Origin of the sequence: Azonexus hydrophilus, from assembly GCF_001956855.1 — a bacterium.
Taxonomy (GTDB): domain Bacteria; phylum Pseudomonadota; class Gammaproteobacteria; order Burkholderiales; family Rhodocyclaceae; genus Azonexus; species Azonexus hydrophilus_A.
This window is the reverse complement of the sequence record NZ_MTHD01000005.1, coordinates 221,365-241,506: the sequence shown is the minus strand read 5'-3', so window position 1 is coordinate 241,506 and position 20,142 is coordinate 221,365. Positions and strand designations below refer to the sequence as shown.

Annotated in this window: 20 protein-coding genes and 1 tRNA gene; 13 read left to right on the top strand and 8 right to left on the bottom strand. The window is 60.4% G+C overall.

From position 1 onward, the window contains the following. Positions 1–2 precede the first annotated feature (2 nt). From BJN45_RS14630 to BJN45_RS14620, 3 genes are all read right to left on the bottom strand, one after another. Positions 3–284, bottom strand: a complete 282-nt coding sequence (locus BJN45_RS14630; RefSeq protein ID WP_076096513.1) for a c-type cytochrome — start codon at positions 282–284, stop codon at positions 3–5. A 73-nt stretch (positions 285–357) separates the two neighbouring features. Then, on the bottom strand, positions 358–1,170 hold the full coding sequence (locus BJN45_RS14625; protein WP_076096511.1) for an ethylbenzene dehydrogenase-related protein: 813 nt from the start codon (positions 1,168–1,170) through the stop codon (positions 358–360). 97 nt (positions 1,171–1,267) lie between these two features. After that, positions 1,268–2,950, bottom strand: coding sequence for a cytochrome D1 domain-containing protein (locus BJN45_RS14620; RefSeq protein WP_076096509.1), 1,683 nt, complete (start codon positions 2,948–2,950; stop codon positions 1,268–1,270). 334 nt (positions 2,951–3,284) lie between these two features. On the opposite strand from BJN45_RS14620, the gene BJN45_RS14615 reads away from it, so the two are divergent. The 5 genes from BJN45_RS14615 (at position 3,285) to BJN45_RS14595 (ending at position 8,478) form a co-directional block, all read left to right on the top strand. Further along, positions 3,285–3,710: a c-type cytochrome gene (locus BJN45_RS14615; protein WP_076096508.1), complete on the top strand. Its 426-nt coding sequence runs from the start codon at positions 3,285–3,287 to the stop codon at positions 3,708–3,710. Between the two features lie 45 nt (positions 3,711–3,755). Further along, the gene (locus BJN45_RS14610) at positions 3,756–5,135 is read left to right on the top strand and encodes a cbb3-type cytochrome c oxidase subunit I (protein ID WP_076096506.1); all 1,380 of its coding nucleotides are present in this window, start codon (positions 3,756–3,758) and stop codon (positions 5,133–5,135) included. A gap of 136 nt (positions 5,136–5,271) precedes the next feature. Continuing rightward, positions 5,272–5,676: a hypothetical protein gene (locus BJN45_RS14605; protein WP_076096504.1), complete on the top strand. Its 405-nt coding sequence runs from the start codon at positions 5,272–5,274 to the stop codon at positions 5,674–5,676. Continuing rightward, positions 5,673–6,623 (top strand): 4Fe-4S binding protein, encoded by a 951-nt coding sequence (locus tag BJN45_RS14600; RefSeq protein WP_083651331.1) that lies wholly within the window; start codon positions 5,673–5,675, stop codon positions 6,621–6,623. Before BJN45_RS14605 ends, BJN45_RS14600 begins: the two co-directional genes overlap by 4 nt. Position 6,624: 1 nt before the next feature. Then, entirely contained in the window at positions 6,625–8,478 is a 1,854-nt protein-coding gene (locus tag BJN45_RS14595; RefSeq protein ID WP_076096502.1) for a nitric oxide reductase activation protein NorD, read from the top strand. Between the two features lie 127 nt (positions 8,479–8,605). On the opposite strand, the gene BJN45_RS14590 is transcribed toward BJN45_RS14595, so the two are convergent. Further along, a complete protein-coding gene (locus BJN45_RS14590; protein WP_076096769.1) occupies positions 8,606–9,007 on the bottom strand; it encodes an FKBP-type peptidyl-prolyl cis-trans isomerase in 402 nt (133 codons plus the stop codon). 214 nt (positions 9,008–9,221) lie between these two features. Beyond that, a tRNA-Ser gene (locus BJN45_RS14585) sits at positions 9,222–9,309 on the bottom strand. A gap of 27 nt (positions 9,310–9,336) precedes the next feature. On the opposite strand from BJN45_RS14585, the gene mltF reads away from it, so the two are divergent. Beyond that, positions 9,337–10,740 (top strand): membrane-bound lytic murein transglycosylase MltF, encoded by a 1,404-nt coding sequence (gene mltF, locus BJN45_RS14580; protein WP_076096500.1) that lies wholly within the window; start codon positions 9,337–9,339, stop codon positions 10,738–10,740. Here the strand turns inward: mltF and serS are convergent. Then, the gene (serS, locus tag BJN45_RS14575; protein WP_076096498.1) at positions 10,730–12,010 is read right to left on the bottom strand and encodes a serine--tRNA ligase; all 1,281 of its coding nucleotides are present in this window, start codon (positions 12,008–12,010) and stop codon (positions 10,730–10,732) included. The two genes, mltF and serS, sit on opposite strands and share 11 nt — an antisense overlap. Before the next feature lie 147 nt (positions 12,011–12,157). On the opposite strand from serS, the gene BJN45_RS14570 reads away from it, so the two are divergent. Further along, the gene (locus BJN45_RS14570; protein ID WP_076096496.1) at positions 12,158–13,096 is read left to right on the top strand and encodes a M14 family zinc carboxypeptidase; all 939 of its coding nucleotides are present in this window, start codon (positions 12,158–12,160) and stop codon (positions 13,094–13,096) included. A gap of 7 nt (positions 13,097–13,103) precedes the next feature. Here BJN45_RS14570 and BJN45_RS14565 read toward each other — a convergent pair whose 3' ends face one another. Both BJN45_RS14565 and BJN45_RS14560 read right to left on the bottom strand, forming a co-directional pair. Continuing rightward, positions 13,104–14,417 carry a replication-associated recombination protein A gene (locus BJN45_RS14565; RefSeq protein ID WP_076096494.1) on the bottom strand — a complete coding sequence of 438 codons (1,314 nt, stop codon included), beginning with the start codon at positions 14,415–14,417 and terminating at the stop codon, positions 13,104–13,106. 43 nt (positions 14,418–14,460) lie between these two features. Continuing rightward, on the bottom strand, positions 14,461–15,462 hold the full coding sequence (locus BJN45_RS14560) for an integron integrase (protein WP_076096492.1): 1,002 nt from the start codon (positions 15,460–15,462) through the stop codon (positions 14,461–14,463). 143 nt (positions 15,463–15,605) lie between these two features. Between BJN45_RS14560 and BJN45_RS14555 the strand changes: the two genes are divergently transcribed. The 6 genes from BJN45_RS14555 (at position 15,606) to BJN45_RS14530 (ending at position 20,073) form a co-directional block, all read left to right on the top strand. Further along, the gene (locus BJN45_RS14555; RefSeq protein WP_076096490.1) at positions 15,606–16,331 is read left to right on the top strand and encodes a hypothetical protein; all 726 of its coding nucleotides are present in this window, start codon (positions 15,606–15,608) and stop codon (positions 16,329–16,331) included. Positions 16,332–17,116: 785 nt separating this feature from the next. Beyond that, a complete protein-coding gene (locus tag BJN45_RS14545; RefSeq protein WP_076096486.1) occupies positions 17,117–17,755 on the top strand; it encodes a hypothetical protein in 639 nt (212 codons plus the stop codon). 75 nt (positions 17,756–17,830) lie between these two features. Next, positions 17,831–18,274 carry a hypothetical protein gene (locus BJN45_RS17695; protein WP_139326362.1) on the top strand — a complete coding sequence of 148 codons (444 nt, stop codon included), beginning with the start codon at positions 17,831–17,833 and terminating at the stop codon, positions 18,272–18,274. 468 nt (positions 18,275–18,742) lie between these two features. Further along, positions 18,743–19,153: a hypothetical protein gene (locus tag BJN45_RS14540; RefSeq protein WP_139326361.1), complete on the top strand. Its 411-nt coding sequence runs from the start codon at positions 18,743–18,745 to the stop codon at positions 19,151–19,153. Between the two features lie 86 nt (positions 19,154–19,239). After that, positions 19,240–19,563: a hypothetical protein gene (locus BJN45_RS14535; protein WP_139326360.1), complete on the top strand. Its 324-nt coding sequence runs from the start codon at positions 19,240–19,242 to the stop codon at positions 19,561–19,563. A 90-nt stretch (positions 19,564–19,653) separates the two neighbouring features. Beyond that, positions 19,654–20,073, top strand: coding sequence for a hypothetical protein (locus BJN45_RS14530; RefSeq protein WP_139326359.1), 420 nt, complete (start codon positions 19,654–19,656; stop codon positions 20,071–20,073). Positions 20,074–20,142 lie beyond the last annotated feature (69 nt).

The window sequence follows — 20,142 nt, the reverse complement described above, 5'->3', positions numbered from 1 at the left end:
ACTCACTCGGGAAAGCCCGACAGCAGGCGGTCGACGACCCAGGCCGCCTCGGCCTCGGTCAGGAAGCGTTGCCACGGCGGCATGGCGGTGCCCGGCCGGCCGTGGTAGATGGTTGCAGCCAGCCCTTCGGCCGGCTTGTCGCGCAGGTCGGCCGGCAACAGCGCGGGGCCGAGCCCGCCCTGCAGGCTCATGCCGTGGCAGGAACCGCACTCCTGACGCACCATGTGCGCCAGTTCCTGCTGCCGTTGCGGCGGCGGCTCGCTGGCCAGCGCCGAACTGAGCATCAGGCCGACACCCGCCAGCGCCAGGCAGGACTGGATCGCCCAGCGCCAGCAGGAGCGACGGCGCAGCGCCGCCCTAGAACTTCTGTGCCTTGACATCGCCGTCGCCGCCAAGACCGATGGTATGGCCGAAGGAAACATGGTGGAAACGCCCGCCGGCATGGTCGGCATGCACCGCCAGACCGAAATGCACCGTCGGCGTTGCCGGCAGCTTGCGGCTGAAGGTCACCGTCCAGCTGTCGCCGTTCTTGCCGCCTTCGGCCTTGACGCCGGCCTGGCCGCCATCCATCCGGCGCTGATCGGTGACGCTGCCATCGGCGACCTTGCCCGAACTCGACCACTGCATCAGTTCGTAGGCACCGGCGCTGACGTACTTGGTCTTGTCCTTGCCGTCAGGCATCGTCTTCGCATCCTGGTGACAGGTTGCCCAGCAGCCGACCTGTTCGGCCATCGGTACCTGGGCGCTCGGGAACATCACCGTCGCCTTGACCGCGTTATCCTTGTCCGACTTGTCGAAGCCGCCGTCGGGTGCCTTGAAGCTCAGGCGCACGTAAAGCTGGCCGGCGTCGTAGGCGGCCTGGACGGTGACCGGGAAGCTCATCGTCTTCGGTGCGCCCTTGGGTTCGAGTTCCGAACCGAGCCGGGACAGATCGACGTTGATCTCGCCACCCTCGACATGGCAGCCGGCGCAGGTTTCGCCGCGCGTCAGGCCACGGCTGCCGCCGTGCTTGCCCTTGCTTTCGATCCATTCCCACGGCGTTGCGCCGGGATGGAAGACATGAATCGTCGTGCCGGCCACCTTGTTCCAGTCCGGCGCCGCCTGGGCCCACGGCGAAACCGTCAGGGCACCGAGCAGCAATAAGGTCGTACAGCGCAATTGTGCTTTCATTGACTCACCTCGTGGAAAAGCCGCGTTCTGACGTACCAGAGATTACGGGGGCTCGCGCCCCCGTAACCTTGTGTCACATCAAAAACGCGAAATACGATCAGTAGATGTCGTGCTGGGTGTTGTAGACGTTGAACTTGCCGGTCGGCGTGATCATCTTCGGATCGGTGATCACCTTCTTGACCTTCAAGGTCGCATCGTCATAAACAACAATCGCCGACTGGTCGGTCTTGCCGCCCCACAGCGAGATCCACACTTCCTTCCCGTCAGCCGAGTATTCCGGATGGACAGCGCGCTTGACCGCCTTGGTCGGTGGCAGGCCGGAGTCCTTGGCGACGTTGAGCACGGCCTTCGGCTTCGACAGATCCTTCAGATCCCAGACGGCGACCGATTCAGCCAGGTCCTTGTCCGGATTCTGCGGTGCGTCGGCCCAGAAGTGCTTGGAGGCCGGGTGCGTCTTGACGAACAGGTTGCCCGGCATGTGCTTGATTTCCTGCACGACCTTCCAGTTGTGCTGCTTGTACTGGGCGAACTTCGGATCATCCGACGGGGTCGAGATCAGCGTCACGACATCGGCACCAAGGTGACCGGTGGCCCACACCGGACCGAACTGCGGATGGACGAAGTTGGCACCACGACCCGGGTGCGGAATCTTGGCGACATCGACCAGGGCGGCCAGCTTGCCGGTCTTGGTATCAACGGCAGCGATCTTGTTCGAGGCATTGGCCGCGACCAGGAAGTAGCGCTTGGACGCATCCCAGCCACCGTCATGCAGGAACTTGGCCGAACCGATGGTGGTCGTCTTCAGGTTCTCGATATCGGTGTAATCGACCAGCAGGATCTGGCCGGTTTCCTTGATATTGACCACCCATTCCGGCTTGATGAAGGACGAAACGATGGAAGCGACACGCGGTTCCGGATGGTATTCGCCATCAACGGTAATGCCCCGGGTAGACACGACCTTGAGCGGCTTTAGCGTATCGCCGTCCATGATGGTGTATTGCGGCGGCCAGTAGCCACCGGCAATCGCGTACTTGTCTTCAAAGCCCTTGAACTTGGAGGTATCGATCGAGCGCGCATCGAAGGCGATCTTGACTTCAGCGACGACGGCCGGTTTTTCCAGCCAGAGGTCGATCAGCGAGACGCGACCATCGCGTCCAATCACGTAAACATAGCGGCCGGATGCTGAAATGCGGGAAATATGGACAGCGTAGCCGGTCTTGACGATGTTGACGATCTTCTTCGTATCGCCATCAACCAGCGCCACTTCACCGGTATCGCGCAGGGTGACCGAGAAGATGTTGTTCAGGTTCAGCTTGTTCATCTGCTTGGTCGGACGATCCTTGACCGCCACGATGACCTTCCAGCTATCCAGCTGATCCTTGAGCGAGAACTCCGGCGGTACATCCGGCGGGTTCTGGATGTACTTCGACATCAGGCTGATTTCTTCCTTGGTCAGGATGTCGTCGAAGTTCACCATGCCGCCATCGGTACCATAACCGATGATCTTTTCCAGACGGCTCTGGCCGAGCTTCAGCGTACCGCCTTCGGTCACCTTGCCGCTGGCGTCCTTCTTCGACCAGTGCGGCTCAAGGTTCTTGCCGGTGGCGCCCTTGCGCAGCACGCCGTGACAGCCGGCACAACGCTCGAAGTAAATCTTCTTGGCCTGTTCCTTTTCCTCGGCGCTCATTGCCGGTCCGGCATTCTGCGCAAAAGCGGAACCCATCGCGGCGGCGATGACCGTCAAACCAAAAGCAACTGCCCCAATTGACGAAACTTTCATCTCTACTCTCCTAAAGTGGACATTGCACCTGAACCCCCAGAGCAATGGCCGGAAGAGTGATCTTCGAAACCGGTCGAGTCTTTGATGATTGCTAAATCACACACCCCGAGCGGGGGATTTATCGAAAAAACCCGGATTTTTTCCGGGGTTTTTGTCATTTTTGCGGTCAACACATGATTTACATCAAATTTCCGCCGCCAGCTCCCGAAAAACCCGTCAGAAAAACCACCATAGAAAGTATTTACCCCGCCCGGAGGCCGTTCTTGACGCAAATCATGGATCGGATGGGTGGGTAAATTCGAGAATGCGCGCACCGTCAACAAGGAGCGCACAAATGAGCGGCATCTTCACGAAATCCATGGCACGGAACATCTTCTACGGGGGGACGGTGTTCTTCTTTCTGCTTTTTCTTGCCCTCACTTTCGACACCAACAAGGAATTCCCCAAGCGGGACAACAGCCACAACCTGACCCCAGAGGTCATCGCCGGTAAAAAAATCTGGGAAACACGCAACTGCATCGGTTGCCACACCCTCATCGGCGAGGGCGCCTACTTCGCCCCTGAACTCGGCAACGTCTATCCGCGTCGCGGCCCGGACTTCATCAAGGCATGGATGCAGGCCCAACCCACCGGCGCACCCGGACGCCGCCAGATGCCGCAGTTCCATCTGACCGATACGGAACTCGACCAGATCGTCGCCTTCCTCAAATACACCTCCGAAATCGATACCGCCAAATGGCCGCCCAACATCGAAGGCTAAGCGCCAGCTTCACGGTTCAGATTCATCTTTCAGGAGTTCATTGCGATGCAATATAAAAGCCAGGCAGTCGCCAAGCCCTATTTCATAGCGGCTATCGGCCTCTTCATCGGCCAGATCATCTTTGGCCTGATCATGGGCATGCAGTACGTCGTCGGGGATTTCCTCTTCCCCGAGATCCCATTCAACGTGGCCCGCATGGTCCACACCAACCTCCTCATCGTCTGGTTGCTCTTCGGTTTCATGGGCGCTGCCTACTACATGGTGCCCGAGGAGTCCGAGACCGAGCTCTACAGCCCGAAACTGGCGATCGCCCTGTTCTGGGTGTTCCTGATCGCCGGGGCACTGACCGTGCTCGGCTACCTGTTCGTGCCTTACGCCACGCTCGCCCAGATGACCGGTAACGATCTGCTGGCGACCATGGGCCGCGAGTTCCTCGAACAGCCGTTGCCGACCAAGCTCGGCATCGTCGTCGTCGCGCTGGCTTTCCTGTTCAACATCACGATGACCGTGCTGAAGGGTCGCAAGACCGCCATCTCGACCGTGCTGCTGCTCGGCTTGTGGGGCCTCGCCATCTTCTTCCTGTTCTCGTTCTACAACCCGCACAACCTGGTCAAGGACAAGTACTACTGGTGGTGGGTCGTGCACCTCTGGGTTGAAGGCGTCTGGGAACTGATCCTCGGTGCGCTGCTGGCTTTCGTGCTGATCAAGGTGACCGGTGTCGACCGCGAAGTGATCGAGAAGTGGCTGTACGTGATCATCACCCTGACGCTGGTCACCGGCATCATCGGTACCGGTCACCATTACTACTGGATCGGTGCGCCGGATTACTGGCAGTGGTGGGGTTCGATCTTCTCCGCGCTGGAGCCGATTCCCTTCTTCGCCATGACCGTCTTTGCCTTCAACATGGTCAACCGTCGTCGTCGTGAGCATCCGAACAAGGCCGCCGTGCTGTGGGCACTCGGTACCGGTGTCATGGCCTTCCTCGGCGCCGGTGTCTGGGGCTTCCTGCATACGCTGGCTCCGGTGAATTACTACACCCACGGTTCGCAGATCACTGCCGCTCACGGTCACATGGCTTTCTACGGTGCTTACGTGATGGTCGTGCTGACGCTGATCTCCTACGCCATGCCTATCCTCCGCGGTCGGGCCGCCAATTCCAACAAGGCACAGGTCTTCGAGATGTGGTCGTTCTGGCTGATGACCGTCGCCATGGTCTTCATCACGCTGTTCCTCACCGCCGCCGGCATCCTCCAGGTCTGGCTGCAACGTGTCTCCGACACCCCCATGTCCTTCATGGCTACCCAGGACCAGGTCGCGCTCTTCTACTGGATGCGCGAATGGGCCGGCGTCATGTTCTTCATCGGCCTCGTCGTCTATGTCATCTCCTTCTTCATCAAGGGAGAAACCAAGGCTACAACTCAGTGAAACACACCCTTCCTCACTGAGTTTTCGGGCGGCGCAAGCCGCCCTTTTTTATTTACCGGTGTTTCTTAGCGCGCATCAAGGCCACGCCGGGCGTGGCTTCCTAGACTGCCTCCACCCCTTGCTCCCAGGAAAACCATTGACCATTGAACGCCCCGATCCACTGAGCCATGTCATGCCCGGCCCGCCGCTGGCGATTGCTGCCGGCGTACTATTCCTGGCCAACCTGATGATTCTGCCGGGCATCGCCTTCGTCGCCCTCGTCTGGCTGTGGTGGAAACACCGCGAGCATACCGATCCGCTGGTGCGCAACCATCTGCAGCAGAACGTCGTCGCCTGCCTGTGGGGCGGTGCCGTACTGGTCGGTGTCAGCGTCGCCATCCTGTTGCTCGGCGGCTTCAACAATCCGTGGACCTGGCTGGTCGGCATCCTGTATTTCGTGCTGTTTCATGCCGGCCTGATCTATCTCGGCGTAATGGGCCTGATCCGGGCGATGAACGGCCACACCTGGCGCTTCCCGCTGATCGGTCCGCCACTGCCATGAAAGACGCACTGCAACGCAAGCGACTGGCGTTCCAGGCCGGTTTCTTCGTCCTCTTCCTGCTGGCCCCGGTGTTCAACCTGTTCCGCTACGACCTCAACGCCGGGCATGCGTGGATACTCGGGCTGGAATGGCGACTCGGCCTCGACGATTTCCTGGTCGGGAACATCGGCGCCGGCGAAGCTGCGGCCAACGTGCTGCTGCGCCTGTTCCTGCCACTGCTCGGCGGCGCGGCCGTCTTTCTGCTGGTCGCCCGGCGCTGGGGCCGGCTCTACTGCGGCTGGCTGTGCCCGCATTTTTCCGTCGTCGAGGCGATCAACGGCCTGATGCTGCGCGCCAGCGGCAAGCCCAGCCTGTGGGAGAAGGAAATCCTGCCACCGTGGCTGCCCGACGGCCAGCCGCGCCGCCACGACTGGCGCTGGTGGCTGCTGGTGGTACCGGCGGCGGTCGGCTTCGCCTTCTGCTGGGCCGTCGCCTTCCTGACCTACCTGCTGCCGCCGGCCGAAATCTACGGCAACCTGTGGCAGGCCAGCCTGACGCGCAACCAGACAATCTTCATTACTGCTGGCACCATCGCGCTGAGCATCGAATTCCTGTTCGCCCGCCATCTGTTCTGCCGTTACGCCTGCGCCGTCGGCCTGTTCCAGTCGCTGGTGTGGATGGGCAACCGCGACGGCATGGTCGTCGGCTTCGAGCGCAAGCGCGGTGCCGCCTGCACGCAATGCCTGCCGGAACGGGCATCGGCCTGCGACATGGTCTGCCCGATGCGGCTGAACCCGCGCAACATCAAGCGCCACATGTTCACCTGCACGCAGTGCGGGCAATGCCTGAGCGCCTGCGCCGAAACCCAGGCCGAAACACCGGATGGCGCACTGCTGCACTGGGTCAGGGATGCCCAGGCACGCAGCAACGAAGCCGGTTTCCGCCCCGGCAAAGAGGAGATACGCTGAAATGGAAGAATGGGTCGGCAAGGTCTGGCATCGCTGGATCACCCGCGCCGCCGGCGGCAGTCATCCGCAGGCGGCAGTCGAACTGAAAACCATGGAGCGCCCGCTCGGTATCTTTTTCCGCGCCCTCGGCGGTGATCCCGGCTTGCGCGTCGCCGCCGCCACCGCCGACGTGCACGGCAGTCGCCGGCGCTGGCTGGCGCGCGTCGCCGGCAGCGGCGAACGGATCGCGCAGGCCCGCCGCGACAGCAGCACGCTGCGCCTGCCGCCGCAGATCGACGCCTTCGCCGAACCGGCGCTGAACCGCGATCTCTATTACTGGCTGGCCGCACTTGCCGCCTGCCTGGACAAACTGCCAGCCGCTGGCGACAGCGATGATTTCTGGCGCAACCAGCAGGCTACGCAACTCGCCCTCGCCAGCTGGCCGGGACTGGCCAGTCGCTATCGCCGGCTGCTCGCCGCCTACCTGCCGACCCGCCTGCCGCTGGAAAAACTGCCACCAGAAGAGGTCGACCGCGAACGCGCGATCCGCCAAGCCCTGGAAAACCCCGGCAGCGTCGCCACCCTGCCGGCGGTACCGACAACAGCGCCGCCCTACCAGCCGGTGCTGCTATGGCTGCAATGGCGCGACGACATCGCGCTGGCCACTGCCCGGGCAGGTGACGGCGGCGGTGGCGAAAGCGCTGGCGGCGACGTCAAGGACGCAAGCAAGAATGCCCACCGCGCCGAACGCGTCGAGGCGCCGCAGGACAAGAACGGCATCCTGATGTTCTTCCGCGCCGAAAGCCTGCTCTCGGTCGCTGAATTCCTGCGCGTCAATCGCAGCGTCGACGACGACCCCGACCAGAACGCCGAGGATGCCGCCCGCGAGATGGAACACCTGTCGGTCGCCACGCCCGACGACGGCGAACGCATCGCCTCGCGCATCCGCTTCGATCTCGACCTGCCATCGGCAGCCGAGGACGACATCCCGATGGGCGAAGGCATCGCGCTGCCGGAATGGGATTACCGCAAGGAACGCATGCAGGAAGACCATGTCCGCCTGCAGGAAATGGCCTCGCGCCACGCCACGCCGATGCCGCTGCCACCCCGCCTGGCGCGCACCGCGCGCCGGCTGCACCAGCAGTTCGCCGCCCTGCAGCCCGGCCGGCGCTGGCTGAAGGCGCAGCCGGACGGCAGTGAACTCGATCTCGACGCCGTCGTCCGTGCCTCGACCGACCGACGCTGCGGCCTGCACCCCACCGAACAACTGCACCTCTCGCTGGAAAAGCGCGAACGCGATCTCGCCTGCCTGGTCCTCGCCGATCTCTCGCTCTCGACCGACACCTGGGTCTCGAGCGAGGCCCGCGTCATCGACGTCATCCGCGACGCCCTGCTGCTGTTCGGCGAAACGCTGCGGTCGACCGGCGACCGCTTCGCCATTTGCGGCTTTTCATCGGTACGCCGCAACCAGGTCCGCTTCCATCGCCTGAAAGAATTCGCCGAACCGTTCAACGACACCGTGCGCGGCCGCGTGCTGGCCATCCGCCCCGGCTACTACACGCGCATGGGCGCCGCCATCCGCCGGGCGACGCAGATGCTGGCCGGCGAAACCGCCAGCCGGCGCATCCTGATCATGCTCTCCGACGGCAAGCCGAACGACCTCGACATTTACGACAGCCGCTACGGCATCGAAGACACCCGCGCCGCCGTGCACGAAGCACGCCGCATGGGCCTGGTCCCGTTTTGCCTGACCATCGACCGCGAAGGCGGCGGCTACCTGCCGCACCTGTTCGGCGCCACCGGCTATGCAGTGCTGCGCAGCCCGGAAGAACTGCCACTGCGCCTGCCACTGTTTTATGCCCAATTGACGCGTTGACCGCAACACGCGACTTATCCCCGCCTTCTGTGGATAAGTCTGTGAATCCGGACTGGACCTGTGCCGCAAGCGACTGAGACAACAGGCTTTTACCCGCCCTGCCCGGAAAACAGGCAGGGCCGGGCGTTTACTTGCTGTCGAGCAACTGGATTTCGAAATTCAGCACGCTGTTCGGCGGAATCACGCCGAGATCCCGCGCGCCGTAAGCGGTGTCGGCCGGGCAGGTCAGTTTCGCCGTACCGCCAACCTTCATCTTCTGCACGCCCTGCGTCCAGCACGGAATGACCTGATGCAGACCGAAACTCGCCGGCTGGTTGCGCTTGTAGGAGCTGTCGAACTCCTTGCCGTCGAGCAGCGTGCCGCGATAGTGCACGGTCACCATGCTGGTCGGTCCCGGCGTCGCGCCCTTGCCGACCGTGACGTGCTCGACGCGAACGCCCGAAGGCAGGGTGTCGACCGTCGGCGCGGCGTGCACGGAAAAACTGGCAGCCAGCGCGGCGGCGGAAACGAATTTGGCAATCCCTTGCATATGCTTGTCCTGTCTTGCGTGGAGCGGGCCCATCGCCCGCCAGACAGCACTTTACATTTCTTGAGGAAGCCTTGCACTTGCCGTCTGTTCATCAGACCGACGGCACGTTAGAGTGTCGGCAGTTCCGGTATCATTGCGGCGCACCGAAAAATGACGGAGAAATATATGGGAACAACAAAAAAGCGCCCCGAAAGGCGCTTGAATGTATTGGTGCTGGCGGAGAGGGTGGGATTCGAACCCACGGTACCTTGCAGTACGCCTGATTTCGAGTCAGGTACATTCGACCACTCTGCCACCTCTCCGCAGCGGCCGAGATAATAGCACAGGATATGCCCCGTTTTAACAGCCTGTTCGCGCTTTTGCTCATTCTTTTGCTCACCGGGTGCGGTGAGGGATGGCGCACGCCCCTGCCCTTTCCGACGCCGGGCAAGCAGGATCTGGTCGTACTGACGCGGCCCGGTCCGCTGACCTACTCGGCTGACGAAGCAGGAACGATCAGCGGTCTCGAATACGATCTGGTAACGCTGCTGGCCGAGGAACTGGGCGTCCGCACCGAATTCGTCGTGCTGCCCCCCGGAGAACTGAACAGCCAGTTGCTGGAAGGCCGCTACCACATCGCCGCCGCCTGGCTGTCACCGAGCAGCCACACCGACATGCAGGGCAGCCCGCCAATCTTCAGTACGCGCGATGTGCTCGCCCAGCACGAAGGCTCGCTGCCGCTGACTTCGCTCGAGCAACTGGCCGGCAAGACGGTGCATGCGCTGGCCGGCTCCCGGCAGGCGGCAACGATCCGCCGGCTGGCGGCGGAAATCCAGGATCTGACGCTGGTCGAAGTCGGCCAGGGCGACATCCTCGACCTGCTCGACTCGATGGGCGATCACAAGGTCAGCTACGTGGCGATGGATGGGCGGCTGGAAGACCTGGCCAACCAGCACATCCCGACGCTGCGCACGACGCTGACGCTGAGCGATACCGCGCCGATCACCTGGTGGCTGGGCAAGTCGCCGAATCCGGAAGTCAAGGCGCGGGTCGACGCCTTTATCGAACGGGTGCGCAAGGACGGCACGCTGGCGCGGCTGGAGGAACGCTATTTCGGCCACGTCCGGCGACTGAAGCAGATCGATATCGAGAAGTTCTTCGGCCAGATCGAAACGACGCTGCCCAAGCTGCGCAAGCATTTCCAGGATGCCGAACGGATCACCGGCATCGACTGGCGGCTGATCGCCGCGCTGGCTTACCAGGAATCCCACTGGGACCCGTTCGCCACCAGCTACACCAACGTCCGCGGCATGATGATGCTGACCGAGGAAACGGCCGACCGGCTGGGTGTCAGCAACCGGCTGGATGCCCGCGAAAGCATCATCGGCGGCGCCCGTTACCTGAACATCCTGAAGGACACATTGCCGGCGGACGTGGAAGAACCCGACCGCACCTGGCTGGCGCTGGCCGGCTACAACATCGGCCCCGGCCACCTGAACGCGGCGCGGACCATCGGCCGGCAATTGAAGGCCAACCCGAACGCCTGGTACGACATGAAGCGCGTCCTGCCGCTGCTCGCAAAACCGCAGTACTACAACCGGCTGAAATCCGGCCGGGCCCGCGGTGGCGAGGCGGTGATCCTGGTCGAGAACATCCGCAGCTACTACGACATCCTGACGCGCAACGAAGCGCCGCTGCCGATGCTCGACCTGTCGGCGCCCGGCGAACAGCCCGGGCTCAAGCTCAGGCGCTGAGTTTTTCCAGGCCGCCCATGTACGGGCGCAGCACGGCCGGAATGGTCACGCTGCCGTCGGCCTGCTGGTAGTTTTCCAGGATCGCGACCAGCGTCCGGCCAACGGCCAGGCCGGAACCGTTCAGCGTGTGACAGAGTTCCGGCTTGTTCTTGTCGTTGCGGAAACGCGCCTGCATCCGGCGAGCCTGGAAGGCGCCGAAGTTGGAACACGACGAAATCTCGCGATAGGTGTCCTGCGCCGGCAGCCAGACTTCGAGGTCGTAGGTCTTGGCGGCAGAGAAACCCATGTCGCCGGTGCACAGCGCCATGCGGCGATACGGCAGTTCCAGCTTCTCAAGGATGATTTCGGCCTGACGCGTCAGCTCCTCGTGCGCTTCCGCCGACTTTTCCGGATGAACGATCTGCACCAGCTCGACCTTGTCGAACTGATGCTGGCGGATCATGCCGCGCACGTCGCGACCGCCGCTACCGGCTTCGGAACGGAAGCACGGCGTGTGGCAGACGAACTTCAGCGGCAGCGCGGAAGCTTCGAGAATTTCATCGCGGACGATGTTGGTCACCGGCACTTCGGCAGTCGGGATCAGGTACAGCGGGTCCTGGTCGCCGCGCAGCACCTTGAACAGGTCTTCCTCGAACTTCGGCAACTGGCCGGTGCCGTGCAGGCTGGCGGCATTGACCAGGTAGGGCGCGTACAGTTCGGTGTAGCCATGCTGTTCGCTGTGCGTGTCGAGCATGAACTGGGCGAGCGCGCGGTGCATGCGGGCCAGGCCGCCCTTGAGCAGCGAGAAGCGCGCGCCGGAAATCTTGGCGGCGGTGGCGAAATCGAGCTGGCCGATGGCCTCGCCGACATCGGTGTGATCCTTGATCGGGAAATCGAAAACGCGCGGCGTGCCCCAGCGCTTGATCTCGACATTGCCGTTCTCGTCGCTGCCGACCGGCACCGATTCGTCCGGGATGTTGGGCAACGCGGCCAGGATGGCGGTAAAGCGCTCCAGCAACTCGCCGAGGCGCACCTCGGAAGCCTTCAACTCGTCGCCCAGCGCGCCGACCTGCGCCATCACCGCCGACGCATCCTCGCCCTTGCCCTTCAACATGCCGATCTGCTTGGACAGGCTGTTGCGCTGCGCCTGCAGATCCTGCGTACGCGTCTGCAGCGTCTTGCGCTCGGCTTCGAGTGCAGAGAATTCGGTGAAGTCGATCGGCTTGCCGCGCTTGGCCAGGCCTTCGGCCACGGCATCGAGGTTGGAACGGAGTTGTTGGATGTCGAGCATGATTTTTCCTGTTTTCCTGCGGTCGACCGCAATATCTGGCAAAAAATGCGGCTTTTCGGTAAGCGCCGCATTATACGCGAGGCCGGAATGCTCGGTAGCCGGCGCCCGGGCGGTTATCATTGCGTTTTGCCTGCGCCCGATTCACCCATGTTCCGTCATCTGATCCGCCCCGCCTGCGGCCTTGTTGCCGCCTTCATCCTCACCCTGCCCGCCGTGGCCAGCGAACGTGCGCTGACCGATGCCTGGTGCGACGATCTCGGCCGCCGTCTGCACAGCGTCGATGCCGAACAATGCCGCAAGCAGCCTTTCGTCACCGGCAGCGAACGCACCGCCGGCGGCCGGGTACTGGTCTGGCGCGACATCGCTGCCGCCAGCAAACGCCCGGACAAGGCGCCGCGCGCGCTGGTCATCGGCGGCATCCACGGCGACGAACTGACCTCGGTTTCCATCGTCTTCCGCTGGCTCGAATGGATCGGCGAGGAAGCCGGGAAAAAATACCACTGGCGAGTGATCCCGGCGTCCAACCCGGACGGCCTGCTGATCCGCCCGTCGACCCGCGTCAACAGCAAGGGCGTCGATCTCAACCGCAATTTCCCGACCCCGGACTGGGACAGCGACGCCCACAAATACTGGATCGAGCGCACCGGCCGCGACCCGCGGCGCTTTCCCGGCGACACGCCGGGCTCGGAAATCGAAACGCGCTGGCTGGAAAAGCAGATCGCCGACTACAAGCCCGACGTCATCATCAGCATCCACGCCCCCTACAACCTGCTCGACTACGACGGCCCGGCGCCGCAACCGCTGCGCTTCGGCCGGCTGGCACTCAACCGCCTGGGCGTCTATCCCGGTTCGATGGGCAACTACGGTGGTCTCTACAAGAACGTGCCGGTAGTCACCATCGAACTGCCGAACGCGACGATGATGCCGCCGCTGCGCGACCAGCGGGCGATGTGGGTGGACATGCTGAAATGGATGGACCGCAACATCAAGGCCGGCAACGGCGCAGCCAAAGCGGAAGCAAAGCGCCCGGAAAAATACGGCGAACCGGTGTTCAAGGGCAACATCGATCACAAGAAGATCGACTGAACGCCCCCTACTTCTTGCCCGCCTTGCGATCCAGATCGCGCAGGTGGGCAAGCTTCTCGCCGATCTTGCCCTCCAGCCCGCGCGGCGTCGGTGCGTACCAGCCGGGTTCGGGCAGACCGTCCGGCAGGTAACTCTCGCCGGCGGCGTAGGCTTCCGGCTCGTCGTGCGCGTAGCGGTAAGCCTTGCCGTGACCGAGTTCCTTCATCAGCTTGGTCGGCGCGTTGCGCAGATGCACCGGCACCGGCCGGGAGCCGTCCTGCTTAACGAAGGCGCGCGCGGCGTTGTAGGCGTTGTAGCCGGCGTTCGACTTGGCGGCGACCGCCAGGTAAGTCACCGCCTGCGCCAGCGCCAGTTCGCCTTCCGGTGAGCCAAGCCGCTCGTAGGTTTCGGCCGCGTCGTTGGCGATCTGCATCGCCCGCGGATCGGCCAGGCCGATGTCTTCCCAGGCCATGCGGATGATCCGCCGCGCCAGATAGCGCGGATCGGCGCCACCGTCGAGCATGCGGCAGAACCAGTAGAGCGCGCCATCCGGGCTGGAACCGCGCACCGACTTGTGCAGCGCCGAAATCTGGTCGTAGAAGGCGTCCCCGCCCTTGTCGAAACGGCGCAGGCTCTGCGCCATGGTTTCTTCGATGAAAGCACCGTCGACCGCAACAATGCCCGCCGTGTGCGCCGCTGTCCGCACCTGTTCGAGCAGGTTGAGCAAGCGCCGCGCATCGCCATCGGCCAGCCCGATCAGGCGCGTCCTGGCCTCGCCGGCAAAGGCCAGATCAGCCAGCGCCCGGGCGCTGGCGCGGTCGAACAGCTGCCCCATCTCGGCCTCGTCGAGCGACTTCAGCACATAGACCGAAGCCCGCGACAGCAGCGCCGAATTCAGCTCGAACGACGGATTTTCCGTCGTCGCGCCGATGAAAGTCAGCAGCCCGCTTTCGACAAAAGGCAGAAAACCGTCCTGCTGCGCCTTGTTGAAACGGTGGATTTCATCGACGAACAGGATCGTCCGCCGCCCCTGCGTCTTCCACATCTCAGCCTGCGCCACCGCCTCGCGCACCTCCTTGATCCCGGAAAACACCGCCGACAGCGCAATGAACTCGCACTGGAACTGCGTCGCCATCATCCGCGCCAGCGTGGTCTTGCCCACACCCGGCGGCCCCCACAGGATCATCGAATGCGGCTGCCCGGACGCAAACGCCAGACGCAACGGCTTGCCCGGCCCGAGCAGATGCTGCTGGCCGATCACCTCGTCCGGCGTCTGCGGGCGCAACTGTTCGGCCAGCGGGGCGGAACGGTCGACTTCGGTAGAAGAAAACAAATCGCTCAAGGTTCACCATCCAAGTTTTGCCGGAGAGTATTGCCAACGCCGGCTACTGTAAAGCACGCACCGCATCCAGCGGCGACACCACCCCCCGCCCGCCCCGATTGAGCACATGAGTGTAGATCATCGTCGTCGACACATCCGAGTGGCCCAGCAGTTCCTGCACGGTACGGATGTCGTAACCCGATTCCAGCAAGTGGGTGGCGAAAGAATGGCGCAGCGTATGCACCGACACCGGCTTGCTCAACCCTGCCAGCCCGGCCGCCAGTTTCATTGCCCGCTGCAGGGATTTTTCATGCGCATGATGGCGCCGCTCGATGTCGCTACGCGGATCAACCGACAATCCAGCAGCCGGAAACACCCAGAACCAGCCCCAACTTGCACCGGCACCCGGATATTTGCGCTCCAGCGCATGCGGCAAATACACCCCTGGCAGCCCTGCTTCCCGGTCGCGCTCGAACAAGACACGTGCCGCCTTCAACTGCCGTTGCAAAGATTCGATCAGTGACAAGGGCAGGACCGTCACCCTGTCCTTACCGCCCTTGCCATCGCGGACCAGAATTTCCCGGCGCAAAAAATCAACGTCCTTGATCCGCAGACGCAAGCACTCCATCAAACGCATCCCCGTACCATAGAGCAAACGCCCCATCAGTGCGTGCTCTGGCCGGATCGCATCAAGTAGACGCGCCCCTTCATCGACGTGAAGCACCGTCGGCAGACGTGCCGGTTTCTTCGGACGAACGAGATCATCCAACCACGGCAACTCGATTTCCAGAACCTGTTTGTACAGGAACAGCAAAGCCGAAAGCGCCTGTTGCTGGGTTGCCGCCGCAACATCGCGCTCGCTCGCCAGGTATGAAAGACAGGCAGAAACCTCACGCGCGCCCAGCTCACGCGGATGCCTCATTCCGCAATGACGAATGAAACGAACAACCCAATGGACATATGCCTGCTCGGTACGTAAACTGTAGTGCCGAACGCGTATTGCAGCCCGAACCTGATCGAGCAGACGCGAAGGCGACACATCGGAATTGAGACTGTCCGGTTTCATGGGAGAACAAATACTGTATGGATAAACAGTTATACATCCGGAACCCGGAAATGACAAGGGCAAAACCATGTCCGGTCCGCCAGCTTATCGGACAGAGGTCCAGCTTATTGGACACTTCTGTCGTCTACTACTAGTTAGCTCTTATGCTCAAGCTCTTCCTCAACATCGTCCAGATTTTTATTGGTGTCTATTGGGCTGGCGAAGTTGCACGCCAGAATCCAAAGATAGATAGCTTTGTTGCCCAGCTTGAAAGCGGCTACGAAAAATTCAATCTAAGCCTCAAGGACACAAAAATCGTGGAGGGGCTTGCCGCTCTGCGAAGGGTTTATGGATGGCTTGCAGTTGCAACGATAATTTTCTTTTTTGCGTTCAGCCGCTTCTTTGCGAGCAGCCCGAGACTTGGCTATCTCTGGTCCCTTTCTTTTATCGTTTGCCTTTTCGGCTGGTTCTCAATCAAGTGGTGCATGGATCACAAAAAAACAGTCTCTGAATTCGGCCCTCAAATCGCCCTCATAGTTTTCGGCCCATTGTTGATCGGCGTATTCGATCTCCTCATGGGAACCCCCTTTACGCAAATTCTTTCTGCGCCTTTCCAGGCAATGTCTAATCCGTGGGGTTATCAGCTTTCGTTACCATCCAGTCCGATTGGCTTTGGCGCTGTGTTATCTCTCGTGCTGGCATTATTTTTCGCCATCTACTACGCAGTCACTTGGCTCCTAACCGCGCCAGCTGCATTCGGCTCCGCATTACTAATCGCCATTCCGGTTTTCCTTGCTCGGTTTGTTCAAGCCATATGGCCACGAAAACCTTTTTTCGGTTTTACAGTTCTGCTATTCGCAGGGGCATCTCTGTGGCAACTATGGCTATAACCGAGCTAACAATTCGTTCCAGCGGACCGTCAAAAGCTACGCTTTTGCCGTCCGCTGAACTCAAACGTTCGGCGTCGCAATTTCGCGCACTTGCAGCACCCAGTATCCCGGCGAGTAGCAGTCATCCCACTGCGGGTCGTCGGCGTCCATTTCGTAGCCAAGCGGGCAGTCGGATATGTAGCAGCAACCAGGGTGTTCCTTGTCCTTGCTTTTGCTTCGGCAGCCGTAGCCATTGTTCAACTCGGTCTGGATTGTGAAAAGTCCACACTTAGCGGTGAGCGTGTCGATATAAACAGCCTGTGGCTCAATGTTCCGGTATCCAATTTCTCAACCTCCAGCGCCGAACCCGGCGCTCAAAGCGGACGGTGCTGACGCACCGCCCTTTAGCTCAGCGTTAGAAGGTTCAGTCCATTATGGTGCTCAAGCTTCTCCCGCCTATTTTTAGCTGCGCGCTGGTTTCACCAGTCCGGCTCGGCGTGGGTTGCTTCCGGCGGGCTGTTTCCGGGTTTTACGTGCCCGGCCCCGCCGCTGTCTCGTTTGCTACGGTCAACCGGAAATTTCAGCCAAAAACAAAACCCTCGGGTTTGGGGGCTTTCCCGGCTAACAAGCATTTTCCGTTTGCCGCCAGCGGTCGCGGCTTCAAGCAATTCGCTTGGGCCACAGTTTTCCCGGCAAACCCTTCTAACACTGCGGTCAAGGCCGCTCCCTCCGGTCGCTGGACGCTGCGCGATAAAGCTTCGCGCAGCGCCCCTTACCTTCAACGTTAGCCCCCACATAGAGGCGCCATGGCAATTTCCATAAGCCCATCCTTCCGAGACTCCAAGCTGGATTCTCCATCCATCGATGACGCCATTGACGTCTACGACGACCGTGTTAGGAACTGGCTTCTGGCCCCCGCGAAAGTCGTTCTCGAGCAGGAGCACGGCGGGCCTGCGGCATTCTGCATCCTTCTCACCTATTTTGAAGGGGCTTGGAGCTATGCAATGTGCCAATCCTCCAAAAACCGATCAAAGGAGTTCTTCTCCCAAGGCTTCGTGGATGTATTTAAGTCCTCGAACGTCCCGGAAACGCTTCTCTCGAGAGTGGGGGAACTTCTTTACTCTGACGCTCGCTGCGGATTCTTTCATGATGGAATGTTCCGCGAGCGTATCTATTTCGCAGAGATGAATCGCGACATCGTGGTCACTCTCCCGAAGAAGGATGGGGTTCTTGATCTCCAAGGAGAGATAGCGTCCGTGCTGATCGACGTTCGGCGCTGTTACTCCGCCGTTCTTCGCCACTTCGATGCCGTAATCACGCGTCTTCGCGACCCGCAGAGCGTTCCCGAGCGTGATGGATTCTTTGCGTTCTTCAAAAGTCAATGTGACTGGGAGACGCCAGGACCCGTGATTGGACTCAAAGATCCAACTGCACAAAATGGCTAACAAGCGCTTGCAGCGGACCGTCAAAATACTGCGCATTTTGCCGTCCGCTGAAGGCATACGTTAGAGGGCAACTGCGTGTTTTCCACTGACGACTTTGAGAAAATTCAATGGCACGATAATGCCATCCACGCATTCCGCATTATTGAGGGCGAACTCTGTGGTGATCTCGCTCTCGATATCGACTTCATCGTTGAGTGGCTGCCACCAATCGAAGGCGCATATCGTTTCAGGGTTGCACCCTCAGATCTTACGTTTCACGAAGTCTCGGATCTGGTCGTTTCAATCAACTATGCAGTTGCGAGCGCGGCGGTGGGGCCAATGACCATCCATGAAATTCATCGTGAGTCAGTCACTTATCCAAACGGCTATTCATCGTTGCCTTGGAAAATTGAGCTCAACTGGCCGCCTAATAGTTTTATTTCGTTCTGCTCCGACAGCTTTACTCAGTCTCAACGTATAGAGCCTATTACAACAGGTGCCCAATATTTATCGCCCGAGGAAAGAAAAATTGCCCTCTAACACTGCGGTCAAGGCCGCTCCCTTCGGTCGCTGGACGCTGCGCGATAAAGCGCCGCTCAGCGCCCCTTACCTACAACGTTAGGGGGCTCCTTGATAGCCATCCTCACCATTAGCCCGACACTCATTGCACTTACGCTAATGTGGGGTTCCGCTCTTGCAGGGCGGCCAATAAGTCTTGATCGTGTCGGCTGGTTACTGACGTATGCACAAATCGTCTTTCTTGCAGTTGGAGCCGCTGCCACAATGCTCGCAAAACGCTCTGCACAACCAATCGCCGAATGGCGTGTTACAGCAAATAAATGGTTAGGGAGAGCAATGGCATTTTTTTGTTTGTTCTATGCAATCGCTTTTGCAGTGGTCGCATACCATGCCCCCTAACACTGCGGTCAAGGCCGCTCCCTCCGGTCGCTGGACGCTGCGCGATAAAGCTCCGCGCAGCGCCCCTTACCTCCAACGTTAGAAAACACCATGCACTACCTACTACTCATTGGCGCGATGTTATGGTTTTCTTTCCTTGTTCCGCTAAAGGTAACGTTGGCTACGGCCATTTCTCTCGCAGTCATAACAGCCCTTATTCGTCATATTGCCCACTCCATGAGTGGTGTCGCCGTGTCCTTTGGCGATGCCGTCAAAGCTATTGGAAACTCTTTCATTTTTCTGGTGGTTGCTGCTTTCACCCTGTTGAGCTTCTTAAAGGGGTCTGGAGTAACCCATATTTCCGGGTTGCCGGGCTTGGCAGTCTTTGGGGCTTTTTTGGCTGCCTATGTTCTCGGTTTTCAAGTAAGTCTGCGTCTTTCGTTTGGCACCAGTTCGGTTATCGCGCTGGCTTCAACAGCAGCCTCCACAGGCGCATTTTTTCTCTCGCGCAGCATCCTGTGATATTCCATCCAATTTCTAACAATGCGCTCAACCCGACCGCCCTGACGGGCGTCGGGTTAGCTACACGTTAGGCGGTACCAAAAGCCATGACCCCACTTTCACCGCCCATCCAATCAAAAATGTGGCAATTGGCCTGTGCTCACGATATTGAGCGCACCGCGCTACACAAAATTATGGGCGCACCGCATTTCACTGAATTAAATTCCTTTGCCACTTATGGAGGCGAGGAAGACTGGTGGGGCTATCAACTTCAAAACGGCCAACTGGCTGTTTTATGCCTTCGTGTCCCTTACCGTGACGCCATCGTTTGCTCCGATCAGCAGCAAATTTCCAACGAAATTCTGGCGGCATTTCGTAACGTTATTGCACTCGGCACCCTTGAGGTTTATCCACATGCCTATGCCGCCTAACACTGCGGTCAAGGCCGCTCCCTCCGGTCGCTGGACGCTGCGCGATAAAGCGCCGCGCAGCGCCCCTTACCTACAACGTTAGGTATCACCGTGCTGACAGAACGTCGCTTCCTTCAGTTAAGCCTTGTTTTGCCACTTGCCGTACCACTAGCCATAGGATTGATGGCGCAATTGACTTCGAGTGAAGTAGTTGATGGCGTCGCTGCGATTTTCCTTCTCTCATTAGCGCTCGGCGGTCTCCCTTATCTACTTTTCATTACAGCCATCTTATTCTGGTCCCGCAACAAATCTGTTCGCGCTATTCGCCGTCTGTCTTATTTTGCCCCGGTTTTATTCGTGCTTGTCACCGCCGCACTTAGTCTCGCTGCCATCCCATTTGGCATCGCGTTGCGAGAAGTTTTTCTGTTTGTCGTCATTTTCTCCGTTTATGCTCTACTCTTCGGTTATCTATACGTTTTTGTCATCAATTACCTATATGAAATTTTCTTTGGTAAGCGCTCAAATACCTAACATTGTGGTCAAGGCGCGGCCTTCGGCCGCTCGGACGTCCCGCAAGCGGGCCGCCCCTTACCTTGAACG

Coding starts and splice junctions, on each gene's coding strand:
- BJN45_RS14600 (WP_083651331.1), top strand. CDS start 5,673: ATGAAAGACGCACTGCAACGCAAGCGACTGGCGTTCCAGGCCGGTTTC.
- BJN45_RS14545 (WP_076096486.1), top strand. CDS start 17,117: ATGGCAATTTCCATAAGCCCATCCTTCCGAGACTCCAAGCTGGATTCT.
- BJN45_RS14625 (WP_076096511.1), bottom strand. CDS start 1,170: ATGAAAGCACAATTGCGCTGTACGACCTTATTGCTGCTCGGTGCCCTG.
- BJN45_RS14620 (WP_076096509.1), bottom strand. CDS start 2,950: ATGAAAGTTTCGTCAATTGGGGCAGTTGCTTTTGGTTTGACGGTCATC.
- BJN45_RS14610 (WP_076096506.1), top strand. CDS start 3,756: ATGCAATATAAAAGCCAGGCAGTCGCCAAGCCCTATTTCATAGCGGCT.
- BJN45_RS14570 (WP_076096496.1), top strand. CDS start 12,158: ATGTTCCGTCATCTGATCCGCCCCGCCTGCGGCCTTGTTGCCGCCTTC.
- BJN45_RS14630 (WP_076096513.1), bottom strand. CDS start 284: ATGCTCAGTTCGGCGCTGGCCAGCGAGCCGCCGCCGCAACGGCAGCAG.
- serS (WP_076096498.1), bottom strand. CDS start 12,010: ATGCTCGACATCCAACAACTCCGTTCCAACCTCGATGCCGTGGCCGAA.
- BJN45_RS14560 (WP_076096492.1), bottom strand. CDS start 15,462: ATGAAACCGGACAGTCTCAATTCCGATGTGTCGCCTTCGCGTCTGCTC.
- mltF (WP_076096500.1), top strand. CDS start 9,337: ATGCCCCGTTTTAACAGCCTGTTCGCGCTTTTGCTCATTCTTTTGCTC.
- BJN45_RS14535 (WP_139326360.1), top strand. CDS start 19,240: ATGACCCCACTTTCACCGCCCATCCAATCAAAAATGTGGCAATTGGCC.
- BJN45_RS14615 (WP_076096508.1), top strand. CDS start 3,285: ATGAGCGGCATCTTCACGAAATCCATGGCACGGAACATCTTCTACGGG.
- BJN45_RS14540 (WP_139326361.1), top strand. CDS start 18,743: ATGCACTACCTACTACTCATTGGCGCGATGTTATGGTTTTCTTTCCTT.
- BJN45_RS14590 (WP_076096769.1), bottom strand. CDS start 9,007: ATGCAAGGGATTGCCAAATTCGTTTCCGCCGCCGCGCTGGCTGCCAGT.
- BJN45_RS14595 (WP_076096502.1), top strand. CDS start 6,625: ATGGAAGAATGGGTCGGCAAGGTCTGGCATCGCTGGATCACCCGCGCC.
- BJN45_RS14555 (WP_076096490.1), top strand. CDS start 15,606: ATGCTCAAGCTCTTCCTCAACATCGTCCAGATTTTTATTGGTGTCTAT.